General features: G+C 68.6%; 13 protein-coding genes. 8 read left to right on the forward strand and 5 right to left on the reverse strand.

What is annotated here, in order from left to right:
• Positions 1-99: 99 nt before the first annotated feature.
• Together ACZ63D_RS31720 and ACZ63D_RS31725 are read left to right on the forward strand one after the other, a co-directional pair.
• The gene (locus tag ACZ63D_RS31720) at positions 100-1,836 is read left to right on the forward strand and encodes a coiled-coil domain-containing protein (protein WP_465358029.1); all 1,737 of its coding nucleotides are present in this window, start codon (positions 100-102) and stop codon (positions 1,834-1,836) included.
• Positions 1,837-2,042: 206 nt separating this feature from the next.
• Complete coding sequence (locus ACZ63D_RS31725; RefSeq protein ID WP_465358030.1) at positions 2,043-2,258, forward strand: hypothetical protein; 216 nt, start codon at positions 2,043-2,045, stop codon at positions 2,256-2,258.
• Between the two features lie 82 nt (positions 2,259-2,340).
• Here the strand turns inward: ACZ63D_RS31725 and ACZ63D_RS31730 are convergent, their stop codons facing one another.
• The 4 genes from ACZ63D_RS31730 to ACZ63D_RS31745 all read right to left on the reverse strand — a co-directional run bounded on the left by ACZ63D_RS31730 (position 2,341) and on the right by ACZ63D_RS31745 (position 6,598).
• The gene (locus ACZ63D_RS31730; protein WP_465358031.1) at positions 2,341-3,780 is read right to left on the reverse strand and encodes an FGGY-family carbohydrate kinase; all 1,440 of its coding nucleotides are present in this window, start codon (positions 3,778-3,780) and stop codon (positions 2,341-2,343) included.
• The gene (locus ACZ63D_RS31735; protein WP_465358032.1) at positions 3,777-5,108 is read right to left on the reverse strand and encodes an MFS transporter; all 1,332 of its coding nucleotides are present in this window, start codon (positions 5,106-5,108) and stop codon (positions 3,777-3,779) included. Before ACZ63D_RS31735 ends, ACZ63D_RS31730 begins: the two co-directional genes overlap by 4 nt.
• 76 nt (positions 5,109-5,184) lie before the next feature.
• Positions 5,185-5,979, reverse strand: coding sequence for a DeoR/GlpR family DNA-binding transcription regulator (locus ACZ63D_RS31740; RefSeq protein ID WP_465358033.1), 795 nt, complete (start codon positions 5,977-5,979; stop codon positions 5,185-5,187).
• A gap of 7 nt (positions 5,980-5,986) precedes the next feature.
• Complete coding sequence (locus tag ACZ63D_RS31745) at positions 5,987-6,598, reverse strand: histidine phosphatase family protein (RefSeq protein WP_465358034.1); 612 nt, start codon at positions 6,596-6,598, stop codon at positions 5,987-5,989.
• Between the two features lie 102 nt (positions 6,599-6,700).
• Between ACZ63D_RS31745 and ACZ63D_RS31750 the strand changes: the two genes are divergently transcribed.
• The 6 genes from ACZ63D_RS31750 to ACZ63D_RS31775 are packed head-to-tail and all read left to right on the forward strand — an operon-like array spanning position 6,701 to position 12,718.
• Entirely contained in the window at positions 6,701-7,384 is a 684-nt protein-coding gene (locus ACZ63D_RS31750) for an HAD family hydrolase (protein ID WP_465358035.1), read from the forward strand.
• Positions 7,385-7,387: 3 nt separating this feature from the next.
• The gene (locus ACZ63D_RS31755) at positions 7,388-9,073 is read left to right on the forward strand and encodes a dihydroxyacetone kinase family protein (RefSeq protein ID WP_465358036.1); all 1,686 of its coding nucleotides are present in this window, start codon (positions 7,388-7,390) and stop codon (positions 9,071-9,073) included.
• On the forward strand, positions 9,073-9,528 hold the full coding sequence (locus tag ACZ63D_RS31760; protein ID WP_465358037.1) for a ribose-5-phosphate isomerase: 456 nt from the start codon (positions 9,073-9,075) through the stop codon (positions 9,526-9,528). The genes ACZ63D_RS31755 and ACZ63D_RS31760 overlap by 1 nt, the downstream gene beginning before the upstream one ends.
• Before the next feature lie 53 nt (positions 9,529-9,581).
• Positions 9,582-10,622 carry a 2-hydroxyacid dehydrogenase gene (locus ACZ63D_RS31765; protein ID WP_465358038.1) on the forward strand — a complete coding sequence of 347 codons (1,041 nt, stop codon included), beginning with the start codon at positions 9,582-9,584 and terminating at the stop codon, positions 10,620-10,622.
• On the forward strand, positions 10,619-12,067 hold the full coding sequence (locus ACZ63D_RS31770) for an FGGY family carbohydrate kinase (protein ID WP_465358039.1): 1,449 nt from the start codon (positions 10,619-10,621) through the stop codon (positions 12,065-12,067). The genes ACZ63D_RS31765 and ACZ63D_RS31770 overlap by 4 nt, the downstream gene beginning before the upstream one ends.
• A complete protein-coding gene (locus ACZ63D_RS31775; RefSeq protein WP_465358040.1) occupies positions 12,068-12,718 on the forward strand; it encodes a class II aldolase/adducin family protein in 651 nt (216 codons plus the stop codon).
• 156 nt (positions 12,719-12,874) lie between these two features.
• Here ACZ63D_RS31775 and ACZ63D_RS31780 read toward each other — a convergent pair whose 3' ends face one another.
• Positions 12,875-13,240, reverse strand: a complete 366-nt coding sequence (locus tag ACZ63D_RS31780) for a hypothetical protein (RefSeq protein ID WP_465358041.1) — start codon at positions 13,238-13,240, stop codon at positions 12,875-12,877.
• Positions 13,241-13,497 lie beyond the last annotated feature (257 nt).

The raw sequence follows: 13,497 nt of genomic DNA on the forward strand, positions 1-13,497 counted from the left end.
GAGGGGACAGGATGCCATGCGTGACGTCGGGTTTCGCGCTTCGTAATACAGCCGTTTGGCGGTACGTGCCGCACGTGCTCCGCTCACTAAGGTGGCCCGATGGTCGCGCTCGAGAAGCCGCAGCACCCCGCCTTCGCTGTTACCCGGAAGGGATACGACCCTCATCAGGTCGACGCCCGCATCGCCCAGCTGACCAGCGAACTCACCACGACCTCCCACGGCCGTGACGAGGCGGTGGCCACGGCAGGCGAACTCACGAAAGCACTGACCACGGCCCAGGCAGAACTGTCGGAAGCAAAGGCGGCGCTGGTCCGCGTCACCTCAAGCCCCGCCGGCGCCGGCGCGATCTCCGAACGCGTGCGGATGATGGTGCAACTGGCCGAGGAGGAAATCGCCGACCTGCGCCGCTCCGCGGAAGCGGACGCGACCTCAACCCGCGCCGAAGCCGACCGCTACGCCCACGAAACCCAACGGGCAGCGGACAAAGCGGCCAAAGAATCAGAAGCGGAACGACAGCGCCTGCTCGCGGAAACCCACGCCGACTTGGCCGCACGCTCGGAGGCCCTGGACGCCCGAGTCGCGGCCGCGGAGAAGGATCTGGCCGAGCGACAGGCGGATCTGGAAGTGCGGATGGCTGCGGCGGAAGCGGACATCGCTACCCGTACCGCTGCGGCTGATGAGGACATCGCTACCCGCACGGCCGCTGCTAACGAGGACATTGCCACGCGTACCGCTGCGGCTGATGAGGAAATCGCTACCCGCACGGCCGCTGCTAACGAGGACATTGCCACCCGTACCGCTGCGGCCGACGCGGACATCGCGACGCGCACGGCCGCCGCCGACGCGGACATCGCCGCTCGCACCGCCGCGGCTAATGAGGACATCACCTCCCGTACCGCCGCAGCCGACGCCGAAATCGCGTCCCGCACCGAAGCCGCCGACCGCGCTCGTGCGGAGGCGGATCAGGCTTCCGCAGCAGTCCGCGCCGAGGCCGATCAGGCCGCCCTCGCCGCTCGCACCCAGGCCGACGAAGCCGCAGCCGAAGCCCGAGCCAAGGCAGATGCCGAAGCACAGCACGCCCGCCTAGCCGCCGACGCCGAAGCCCGCCGCATCCGCGACGAGAAGGACGCCGAAGCCCTCCGCGTCCGCACCGAAGCCGACGAAGCCGCCGCCCAGGCCCGCGCAGAAGCAGACGCCGCGGCCGAAGCCGCCCGCCGAGCCGCCGATGAGGAATCCGCCCGACTCCGCGCCGAGACTGACGCCGCCGCGGAAGCAGCCGCTGTCCAAGCCCGGGCCGAGGCCGACCGTCGAGCGTCGGAAGAGATCGCCATCAAGAAGGCGCAGGCAGAAACCGCCCTCGCGGACGCTCTCCACAAGCAAACCGAAGCCACCGAATCGCGCGCCCTGGCCTTGGACCTGCGCACCAAGGTCGCCGACCGGATCGCCGCCACCAACGAGGCCGTCCAGGAGGCACTGCGCTTCCTCGGCTCGCAGGAAGAGGAAACCGCTGGCGCAACTGCCGCCCCCGGTCCCGCTCCTGCACCGAACGACACCCGCTCCCAGACTCTCGCCCCTGCGCCGACTGCTGCTCCTTCACCGATTTCGTCGACTGACGCGTCTGCGCAGTCCTCAACTGCCTCGCCGACCGACGCCCCTTCGTCAACTGGCACATCCGCACCAGCCCTGCCCCAGCCGACCCCACGCCCCACTGCGACTCCGGACGCCCAGCCACCCGCAGGCTCATCGCAAAGCGCCAAGCAGTCGGGACCGCAGTCCTCTCGCAACGGCAACGGAAACGGCCGCCGCCCCGGTCGTCCCCGCGCAGGTCGTTCGTAGTCGTTTGGCCCCACCGGACCAGCCTTGTTGTCGCAAGCCTCAGCGTGCCGCAGCCTGCTACGGACTTGGCTGGCCCGACTTCCGCAGGGACATCTCGGCTAGCCGCGGCCAGCTAAGGATCGGGCTGGCCCGGCTTTCGCGGGGAGTCTCAACTTGCCGCAGTTCACGCGGGCCGAGTTGACTCGACCCTCGGAGGAAGTCTCAGCTTGCCGCAGCTCGCTACGCGCCCAGCCGGTCCGGCTTTGGCGGGGAATCTCGATTTGCCGCAGTTCGGCCGGATCTGGCTGGCCCGGGCTTCGGCGGAGAAGCCTCGACTCGCCCCAGTTCGCTACGTACCTCGCTGGCTCGGCTTCGTCCGGCAAAGCCGCCATTTCGCGGTCTCGCCGGTGGTCTGGCTGTCTGTCGAGATCGCGCATGACTGACGGAATCTCCGTCGTCCCGCAAGGCCCTGTCAGTCGCTCAAGACCCACAGTGATTTCCGGTCCGCTTACGTCCTCAACCGCATCACCCCGCCGCCACCGCGAAAAGCTCGTCGTCAATCCAGCCGCGGTCCCGCAACTCGCGACAGAACCGTTGATACGAAGCCAACATCGCCGCCGCTTCCCCGGGGTCCGGCTCGACTAGCGACCCCGTCGGCATCCTCTCGCACACCGCACTCAGTCCGCCTGGCGTGCACCCCGCCGCCGCGAGGAGTGCTGCGCCGTATCCTGTTTCTGCCTGCGGTGCCACCTGCAGTCCGAGCCCGCTCACCGTGGCCCGGATCTGTGTCCATAAAGGACTCTTGCTTCCGCCGCCCGCGGCGAGGAGCGGGTCGCGGACCGGGACGCCCAGGCGTCGCAGGTGGTCGAGCGCGAGCCGCTCTAGGAAGGCGACTCCCTCCAGTCGAGCCCGATGCAACTCGGCCTCGTCGGCCGGAGTGCCGAGGACGAAACCTTCCGCGTCGCCGTGTGCAAAGGGGAATCGTTCTCCCTTGCGCCGCAACGGGAATGCCACTACGTCGGCCGGTCCGCGGGCAGCGGCGGCGGCATCCAGCTCGGCCAGCCTTGGACTGTCCGAAACGGACTCGCCACCGGTATTCGAAGCGCCGCCGGGCAACCACCAGCCATCTGGATGGCGGTGGCTGTACATGACTCCGGTGGGATCCGGCACCAAGGATTCCGTGACGCCTTTCAGGACATACGTGGTCCCGAGAATCCCTACAAAACGCCCCGGTGTGATCGCACCGGCGGCCAGCTGTCCGGCGCATCCGTCCGTCATGCCCGCCACCACGAGACATCCAGCGGGCAATCCGACCGTAGGCACCGAAATCTCGCCGAGCACGCTCGTCGGGGCGACCACATGCGGCAGCATCCCGTCTGGCACGCCCAATCCGGCGAATACCTCGGACGGCCATTCCTCAGTCAACGGGTCGTAGCCGCTTTTCAGTGCGTGCGACCAGTCCGCCGCGACTGGATGTCCGGTCAGTTTCGCCGCGATCACTTCCGGCGTGTGCCGGATGGCGACCGCCTCGGTGTGCTCGGCCAGCCAGGCGATCCGGCCGAGCGCGGCGGTCGGGGAGACGCCCGAACCCAGTCTCCGCCACCGTCCAGCGCCGAGTTCCGCGGCTTTCGCGTTGTAATCCGCGCCGCGCCGGTCGTCGTACATCAGCGCGGGGGTCACCGGTTCGCCGGTGGCATCGACTCCGACGATCGTTCCGGACGTCGCCGCGATCGCCACCGCCGCGACTTCCGCACCGCGTCCGGGCAGCGCGGCAGTGACCTCGCTCAGCACCGAACCGACCGCGGGCCACCACGTCGACGGATCCTGTTCGCTGCGGCCACCGTCCGCGCGCACCGGCGACGGCAGCGACGCCGACGCGGTGGCGAGGACCGAGCCGCCGCGCACCGCGAAGGCGCGAACCCCCGCGGTGGCGACGTCGATGCCGACCGAGACCTGCTCGTTCACGCCGTGCTGACCCTCTCTTCGACATCTTGCAAACTGCCGTCGTTCGCGAGTGCTTTCTCGGTTTCCGCCGGCAGCTTCAAGAACCGCACCAGAACCGCGGCTACCAGGTACAGCGCGGCGAAGATGATGACCACCCCGGCGGCACCGGCCGGCCCGAGGAACAGCGACACGATCGCCGGTCCGACGAATGCCGCGGCACCCGCGCCGAGGTTCAGCAACGCCATCGCGCCGCCCTTGTGCTCTGGGGCCAGCGACGGCAGCAGCGCGGAGATCGGCACGAACCCGGCGAGCGTCGCGCCGTAGAGCGCGCCGACGATCAGCGCGAGCCAGTAATACTGCGAGCCCATCGCCACCGGCACGAAGTACAGCAGCAGGATCGAGATCGCGCAGCCGATCGCGCCGAACCAGAAAATCGTGGTGCGCCAGCCGATCCGGTCGCTCAGCACGCCGAAGATGAGGTTGAAGAAGATGTTCGTCCCGTAAATCACCGACACCAGCAGCAGCCAGCGGCTTTCCCCGAACCCGATCTGGGAGATGAAGATCGTCGGGAAGAACACCAGCATGCCGAATTCGGGCGCGGTGTTGATGATCCGCACGATCATGCCGACGCCGACCCGAGGTTTCTTCCACGCGATCGAGACGCTGGAAACCAAGCTCTGCACCGGTTTCACGTCCGGCGGTGCGAGCCGGCGATATCCCGTGCGCTGCCGGACGCCGAGCACCGCCACGAGGCCGCCGACGCCGAGCAGCACGACCGCCACCCACAACGTGCCGTAGTGGCCGAAGAGCGGGTTGGTGAAGCTTGCGACGAGCGCGCCCAGCGTGGGAAGGCCGCCGGTGAAGGCGAAGTAGAACCAGCCGACCGCCGCGCCGAGCCGGGCGACTGGGGCGACCGCGGTGATCCACACCAGGAATCCGAACGCGAACATCGGATAGCCGAACCCGCGAATGCCGTAGCAGACCAGCATCGCCGCGTAGTTCCCGCCGGCGAGGCCGAGCGTCAGGAACAACGCGTCGAACACCAGCCAGATGACCAGGCCGATGATCATCACCCGGCGCGGTCCCCACAGTTCGGACAGCGCGCCGGAGAGCCACGACGCCAGCATCACGGCCACGCCGTACACGGTGATCACGTACGACGCTTTGATTTCCGTGCCCGCGCCGTTGTCCGCCATGTACGGCGCGATGAAGCCGGACTCCACTCCGTCGCCGATCATGAACAGGAGCAGTCCGACATACCCGAGGAACAGGGGCGCGGGCAGCCCCCATTTCGTGAGCAAGCGCCCGAAGCCCGACTTGGGCAACTCCGCTGTTGCCGACTCGTTCATACACGCCTCCATGACGTCGAGATCGAACGTATCATGGACCGTGTGAACTTCGCACGCAAGAGTGTTATTAAGTCGATCAGTGGTCGGGATCTTCGGCGACCTGCACCTCGACCCGGCTGCGCAGCTCGTCGACGTAGTGCGGATCGGTGTCCTCGTCCACGATCAGCAGGTCGTAGTCGTCCAGCGGCGCGAGCCGGTGCAATGCCGTGCGCTTCATCTTGCTGTGGTCCATCAGCAGCACCTTGTGCCGCGCGCTGGCCAGCATCGCCCGCTTGATCATCACGATCTCGGGCTCCTGGTGGAACGTCATCGACGTGCTCATCGCCGAGGTGGACACGAACGCGATGTCCACCGAGAGCCGCTCGATCGACTCGATGCTCTGCATGCCGAGGAACGAATCATGAGTGGGCGAGTAGTCGCCGCCGATGCAGATCAGCCGTAGTTCGTGCACGTTCTTGAGCGCGTCGATCGCGGCGAGGTAGTTCGTGGCGACGGTCAGCGGCGTCACCTCCACCAGGAGCTTGGCCAGCGCGAGAGCGCTCGTGGAATCGTCGAGCAGCACCGACATGCCGGGTTCGACCTGCTCCACGGCGTGCATCGCGATCACCCGTTTGGCGTCGACATGCGCGTTCATCCGGTATTCAGCGTTGCTCTCGAACACTGTCGAGGGCATCGCCGACACCCCGCCGCGGTACTTCCGGACCAGTCCGCGCCGGGACAGTTCGTCGATGTCCCGGTGCACCGTCATCATGCTGACGCCGAGCAGGTCGACGAGCTCGCCGATGGTCGCCGAACCCTGCCGGAACACGTGCTCGGTCAGCCTCTGCTGACGGTTCTCGCGGGGGTGGGCGGCAGGCTTTTCGCTCGACATGCCGTGATTATCGCGGTTCCACTGGGAGGTTGAATCGCACCAGGGCAGTTCGGTCACCGCTCACCTCCAGTTCGGTGACGGCCGCGTTGTCCAGGCGGGGAAACACGCTGCGGTAGCGGGAAAGCGGGATGCCGAGCAGCTGGCAGAGCGTGAGCCGCAGCAGCGTGTTGTGCGCGACGACCAGGGCGGTTCCGCTGGTCGCGGCGGCGATCGCCCGGATCGCGCGAGCTCCGCGCTCGGCCGCTTCGGCCGGATCGTCGGCGCCGGGGAACGCGCCGGCGATCGGATCGGCGAGGAAGCGTTCGACCGCGGCGGGGTCGGTCTGGTGCACCTCGTCGCGGGTACGGCCCTCGGCGATCCCGAAATAGGTTTCCCGCAGGTCAGTGACGATTTCCGGGACCAGGCCGAGGGTCTCGGCCGCGGGTTCGATCGTGCGCTGGGCGCGTCGTTGCGGCGAACAGAACAATGCGTCCGGTTTCACCCGGCGGGCGTACGCGGCCAGCGCGTCCGCCTGCCGGAGCCCTTCCTCGGTCAGGGCGACCTCGCTGGTGCCCGCGTACCGGTTCTCCGCGTGCCATTCGGTCTGCCCGTGCCTGGCCAGCAGCAGCCGTGCGCCCACTCGTGCCCTCCTTGTGTGAACACCCTTGCAAACTTCTCAATCTCACTGTTAACTTAACATTGCTCGTGTGAAACGGGCTCGCTCTCTGAAGGGATCTGGTGGATGACGCTCGACGCGGTGGTGTTCGACCTCGACGGTGTCCTGGTGGAAAGTGAACACCTCTGGGAGGAGAACTGGGTCGCTTTCGCCGCTCGTCACCAGGTCGAGTGGACGGCGGAGGACACGGCCTCGGTGCAAGGCATGAGCGCCCCAGAATGGGCTGGCTATCTCGCCCGCCGGTGCGGGGTGCCGGATCAGGCGGCCGAGGTGGAACGCGCGGTGGTCGACGGCATGATCGCCTCGATCGACGCGGGCGAAGCGCCGTTGCTTCCCGGTGCGGGTGCGATGGTGCGGGAGGTCAGCGAGCGGGTGCCGGTCGCGCTCGCGTCGTCCGCGGCTCGCCGGGTGATCGATGCGGTGCTCGAAAAGCACCAGCTCACCGGCGAATTCACCGCGACGGTGTCCAGCGCCGAGGTCGCGCGGGGCAAGCCGAGCCCGGACGTGTACCTGGAGGCGGCTGCCCGGCTCGGCAAATCCGGCAGCGAATGCCTCGGAGTCGAGGACTCCAGCAACGGCATCCGGGCGGCGGCCGCGGCCGGGCTCACCGTGATCGCGCTGCCGAACCCGACGTACCCGCCGAAGCCGGACGCGCTGGAGCTGGCCAGCGCGGTGGCCGAGAGCAATGACGACGTCCGACTGAAGCTCCTGGCCTACCTGGCCGGCGAGCCGGTGGCTGCGAAGGACTGAACCATGACCACCCTGGGTTCCCCGGACACGTTCAAACGGCAATGGCTGGACGGGTTCGTCACCGCGTACGGCCGCACGGTGCAGAAGGTGCCGGACGCCTACGGCGTCGTTCGCCGCGAGGCTCCGGCGAGCCCGAAGGTCGCGGTGGTGATCGGCGGCGGTTGCGGGCATTACCCGGCGTTCGCCGGGCTCGTCGGGCCTGGCCTGGCGGACGGTGCGGTCGTCGGCGACGTGTTCACGAGCCCGAGTGCCGAGCAGGTCTACCGCACGGCGCGGGCGGCGGACAACGGCGCTGGTGTCCTCTTCGGTTTCGGCAATTACCAAGGCGACGTGCTCCACTTCGGACTCGCCGCGCGCAGGCTGGCCGCGGAAGGCATCGAGAGCCGCACCATCCTGGTCACCGACGACATCGCGAGCGGCCCGGCGACAGAGCCGGAGCGACGCCGTGGGGTGGCGGGCGACTTCCTGGTCTTCAAGATCGCGGGCGCGGCGGCGGAACGCGGATACAGCCTCGACGCTGTGCACGAGGTCGCGGCGAAGGCGAACGCTCGCACGCGGACGTTCGGCGTCGCGTTCGGCGGCTGCACACTGCCCGGCGCGGACGCGCCCCTGTTCACCGTCGCGGACCAGGAAATGGAGCTGGGCCTCGGAATTCACGGCGAACCGGGCGTGCGCACAGTGGGCCGGCTGTCCGCGGCGGAGCTGGCGGACGAACTGGTCGACGGTCTCCTGCCGGAGCTGCCGGCCGGGGACGGCCGGGTGGTCGTGCTGGTGAACGGGCTTGGCCGCACCAAGTACGAGGAAATGTTCGTCACCTACACCCGCGTGCACGAACGGCTGGCCCAGGCCGGGCTGAGCCCAGTGCATTCCGAGGTCGGAGAGTTCGTCACTTCACTCGACATGGCCGGGGTTTCGCTGTCGATCCTGGTGCTGGACGACGAATTGGCAGAACTGTACGCCGCGCCGTGCGACACCCCGGGCTACCGCACTAGCGGTGCCGTGCTGACCGCGGTCGAACTTGAGTCCACAGTGGACGAATTGCTGACCGCGGAGGCTCCGGGAACCAGTGTGGTCGATCGGGTTCTCACCGCGGCTTTGCGCAGCATCGAGGAGAACGAGGCCGAACTGGGCAGGCTCGACGCGGTGGCCGCGGACGGCGACCACGGGCTCGGCATGACCCGCGGGATGCGCGCCGCTGTCGCCGCCGCGCGGCGCGCGCCGGACACGGTTTCCGGCGCGCTGCTGGCTGCCGGTACCGCGTTCGCCGATGCGGCAGGCGGTGCCTCGGGCGCGCTGTATGGCGTGCTGCTGGCGGAAACCGGTGCGGGTCTGCGCGGTGTCGCAGCTGAGGACATCACGACGGCGATGCTCGCCGACGCGGTCGACGGTGCGGTTCGTGCGTTCTGCGAGCTGGGCAAGGCCGAACTGGGCGATAAGACCATGCTCGACGCGATCGAGCCGTTTCGGGCCACGCTGCGGGAGCAGACCGGCTCGACGGTAGTGCAGGCCTGGCGGAAAGCCGCTGGAGCCGCGGTCGTGGCCGCGCGGGAGACCGCGCAGCTGCGTCCGGCGAAGGGACGCGCGGCGCGGCTCGCGCGACGGAGCGAGGGTCATTCGGACCCCGGTGCGGTGTCGTTCTCGCTGCTGGTCACGGCTGTCGGCGAGGAGCTGGAAAGGAGCGCGGACTGATGCGCATCGTGGTGGCGGCGGACAACGCCGGGGTGGAACTGAAGAATCAGCTGCGCGACCTGCTGCGGGCCGACGAACGAGTCACCGAGGTGACCGACCTCGGCGTGCCCGACGCGGCGGACGACCGGGCGTACCCGTTGCTGGGGCTGGCCGCGGCGGAAGCGATCGCCCGCGGTGAAGCGGACCGCGGCGTCCTGGTGTGCGGCACCGGCATCGGCATGGCGATCTCGGCGAACAAGGTGCCCGGCGTGCGGGCGACGGTCGCGCACGATTCGTACTCCGCCGAGCGGTCGATCAAATCGAACGACTGCCAGGTGATCACCTTCGGCGCACGCGCGATCGGCCCTGAGGTGGCGAAGAAGATCGTGGCCGAATGGGTCGGATACCGGTTCGACCCGGAGTCGGCCAGCGCGACCAAGGTCGCGCACATCACCGAATACGAGAACGCCCACTGACCTAGGCGTCCGTCGTGGCGCACAATCGGCACAGAGCGAGTGAGGGAGCAGAGTTGCACATTCTCGCTGCGGGAGACCACTTCGTCAGCCCCGGCCTGCTGGCCGGAGCCGTCCGCGCGGAACTCGGCGGCGACCACGAGGTCGCCGAGCTGACGCTGCCGTGGCCGGTCGAGCCGTTCGGGCCGGTCGGCAACGTGCTGGAGGCCAGCGGTACCGAGGACCAGGTGATCGAGGCACTCGCCGGTGCCGAAGCCGTCGTCACGCAGATGGCTCCGTTCACCAAGAAGGTCTTCGCCGCCGCGCCCGAGCTCAAGCTTGTGTCGGTGTGCCGGGGCGGGCCGGTGAACGTCGACCTCGCCGCCGCCACCGAGGCCGGGGTCGCCGTCACCTACGCGCCGGGGCGCAACGCGGGCGCGGCGGCCGAGTTCGCGGTCGGCATGATCCTCGCCGCGATGCGGCGGATCTCGACCTCTTCGGCCGAGCTTCTCGCCGGCACCTGGCGCGGCGACTACTACGCCTACGACCAGGCCGGCTTGGAGCTGGGCGGCACCACGGTCGGGCTCGTCGGATACGGCGCGATCGGGTCCCGGGTCACCAAGGTGCTTGTCGCGTTCGGGGCGAATGTCCTGGTGGCTGACCCGTATGCCGACCGCGACGCGGTAGCGGCCGATGGCGCACAGCTCGTCGAGCTCGACGAACTGCTCCGGCAGAGCCGGGTCGTGAGCCTGCACGCGCGGCTCACCGAAGAAACCCGGCACCTCATCGACGCGAGCAAACTCGCCCTCCTGCCCGAGGGCGCGGTCCTCGTGAACACCGCTCGCGGCGGCCTGCTCGACTACGCGCCGCTGCCCGACGCGCTGCGCTCCGGCCGGCTCGGCGCGCTCGCTCTCGACGTCTACGACGTCGAGCCGCCCCCGGCGGACTGGGCGCTGCGCGATGCTCCCAACGTGGTCGCGACCCCGCATCTCGCCGGTGCCAGCAAGCAGACGGCTGAACGGGCGGCCGCGATCGTCGCCGCGGAAGTCGGCCGGTACGCCCGCGGTGAGCAGCTCGCCAACCTCGCGAATCCTGAGGTGCTGGAGCGACGGCCGTGATTGTCGGGGTCGATATCGGGACGTCGCTCACCAAGGCCGTGGTGTTCGACGACAACGGCAGTTCCATCGCGAGCGCGTGCACGCCGTCCGAGGTGCACCACCTTCCGGGCGGCCGGGTCGAGCAGGACCTCGATCAGGTCGTCGGGACGGTCGCGACGGTGGTGCGCGAGGTCGCGGCCGCGCTGCCCGAGCCGGTGTCCGCGTTGGCGCTGACCGGGCAGGGCGACGGGCTTTGGCTGAGGGACGAGGCGGGCACTGCGGTGCACCCGGCCATCTCGTGGCTCGACGGCCGGGCGAACACGGTGCTCGCGAAGTGGCAGGCCGACGGGGTGACCGCGGAAGTCTTCCGCCGTACTGGTTCCGGCATGTTCCCCGGCTGCACCGCTGCCATAATGTCCTATTTGGACAGTCATGAACCCGAGGTGCTCGATCGTGCCGCGGTGGCCGGATACTGCGTGGACGCGGTGTTGCAACGGCTCACCGGCGAGATCACCGTCGACGTTTCGGACGCGTCGCTGCCGTTCCTGAACCCGGCCACCCGCAGCTACGATGACGGCGCGATCGAGGCCTGCGGGCTGGGACATCGCCGGTCCTTATTCGCGACACCAGCGCCGCCGAAGTCGGTCTTCCAGCTGAACCAGCGCGGTGCCGACCTGCTGGGCTTGCCAAAGGGTTTGCCAGTAACCGCCGGACCTTTCGACCTGCCAGCCAGCGCGATCGGTGCTGGCGTACGGAAACCGGGCGACGGCATTCTCACCGCCGGAACCACGCTCGCCTGTCAGGTGCTCACCTCCGACCCGACGTTCGATCCCGAAGCGGAACCGGCGGGCATGTTCCTGTGCACGCCCGACGAACACGAGTACCTGCACGCCATGCCCGCGATGGTTGGCACGGCTGGCATCGATTGGGCCTGCCAGTTGCTGGGCATCCGCGTCGAGGAAATCGACCCGTTGCTGGCGAGCAGCAAACCAGGCGCTCGCGGAGTCCGCGCGCTGCCGTTCCTCTCGGTTTCCGGCGAACGCGCGCCCTTCGTCGACGCTGGAGCGCGAGCGCAGTTCTCCGGGCTGAGCCTGGAAACCGGACGGGCTGACCTGGTGCGAGCGCTCTGCGAGTCGATCGCCTACGCCGCACGGCATTGCTTTGACGCAGCTGGTTTGTCGGGACAGCTTTACGCCTGCGGCGGCGGAGTTCGTTCGCCGGAATGGCTGCGGATTTTCGCCGATGTACTCGGCCGTCCGGTCGTGATCCCGAGCGATCCCGGCGTCGGCGCCCGCGGTGCCGTGCTCACCGCCGCGGCCGCGTTGGGCACGCCGTACGATCGGGACCGCTGGGCCGCCAACTCGCGAACGGTCGAGGCCCGGCCCGAGAATGTGGCTGACTACGAGCGCGGTTACGCCGATTATCAGGCTTCCCTGTCTGCCGCGCGCGGACTGTGGAGGCTGTGAATGATCCTGGAAAACGAACGTGCCGCAGTATGCGAGTACGCCCGCCGTCTCACCGCGGACGGTTTAGTCGTCGGCACGTCGGGCAACGTCTCCGCGCGGTCAGGCGATCTGGTGGCGGTAACCCCGACCGGCGTCGACTACGCCGCGCTGACGCCCGCCGACATCCCCGTGGTGGACCTCGACGGCAAGCTCGCCGACGGTGCGCTGAAACCGACGAGCGAACTTCCGATGCACCTGGCCGTGTACACCCGCGCCACCGACCCGGAGTCCGCCCCGGTGAACGCGGTCGTGCACACGCATTCCGTGCACGCCACCGCAGTGTCCACTTTGGTCACCGAAGTCCCGCCGATCCACTACATGCTCGCGGCGATCGGCCCCACGGCCCGAGTGGCCCCGTACGCCACTTACGGCACCACCGAACTCGCCGACGCCATGCTGCAAGCTCTAGAGGCCCGCCGAGGCTGCCTCCTGGCAAACCACGGCACAATTACCTTCGGCGATTCGCTGTCGAGCGCGTACAGCCGGGCCCAGCAATTGGAATGGGTCTGCCAGGTGTGGCTGGCGGCTCGGTCCGCCGGTGCGCCAAATCTGTTGCCGCCAGCGGAAATCGAGCACGTAGTGGAGAAACTGAAAGGATACGGCCAACGCTGACTGATCAGTGCGAGGGCGGTTGACCGCCTTGGCCCGGCGGGTGCTCAGGCTGTTGCGGGTAGCCAGGCTGTGCTGGGGCGGGTTGTGCAGGGTAACCGTTCCGCGGTGCGGAGGTACGCGTGCCGGATAACCCGTAATTCCCCCGCTGCGATCCTCTCACGGTAGCGGTACGAGCGCCCCCATGCCTAGCCGTGCGAACTGCGTCGCCAACCGTTGCGGCAACGGATTCGGGTACAGAATGATCGACGCGAACGGGGACGGCGTGTACCCGGATCCGCCGTTGCTCTGCAGGTGCACGCTGACATGGACGTTGCGGTCAGCGGGAATTTCGAACGACACCGCGCCCCAGGAAACGACGTACTGCCGACCGTCGATTCCCGCGAAGGGGATGAAGGCGCCAGCGTGGAAAATATGCGTGGAAATGTCGATCGTGAGCAACCGTCGAGGTCCGTCGTGCGGGTCGACGTACGGGATCACGTTCGGGGTGGACGCCAGATCTGACGGCTCGGTCGGGTCGGTCATCGTTCCGGGCCTTCCGTTAGGCAACGGGCGAAGCTTACCGTCGGCGTGCTCAGGCAGAGCGCCGTTTCGTTCTCACTGGCGCCAGTACCACCACGGTCCGGGACCGGCGTGGGGATCCGGCAAGGTCCTCCGGCGGAGCTCGTCGTCAAGGCGTGAGACAAGCTCGCGAAGGGCAAGGCCACGTTTCGGGGGCAAGGTACGGAGCGCACGCTCTAGCTCATCGCGAGCGTCAATCTGGTCGCAGCGAGGGAAATCCG

The organism is Amycolatopsis sp. NPDC104775 (assembly GCF_055583325.1).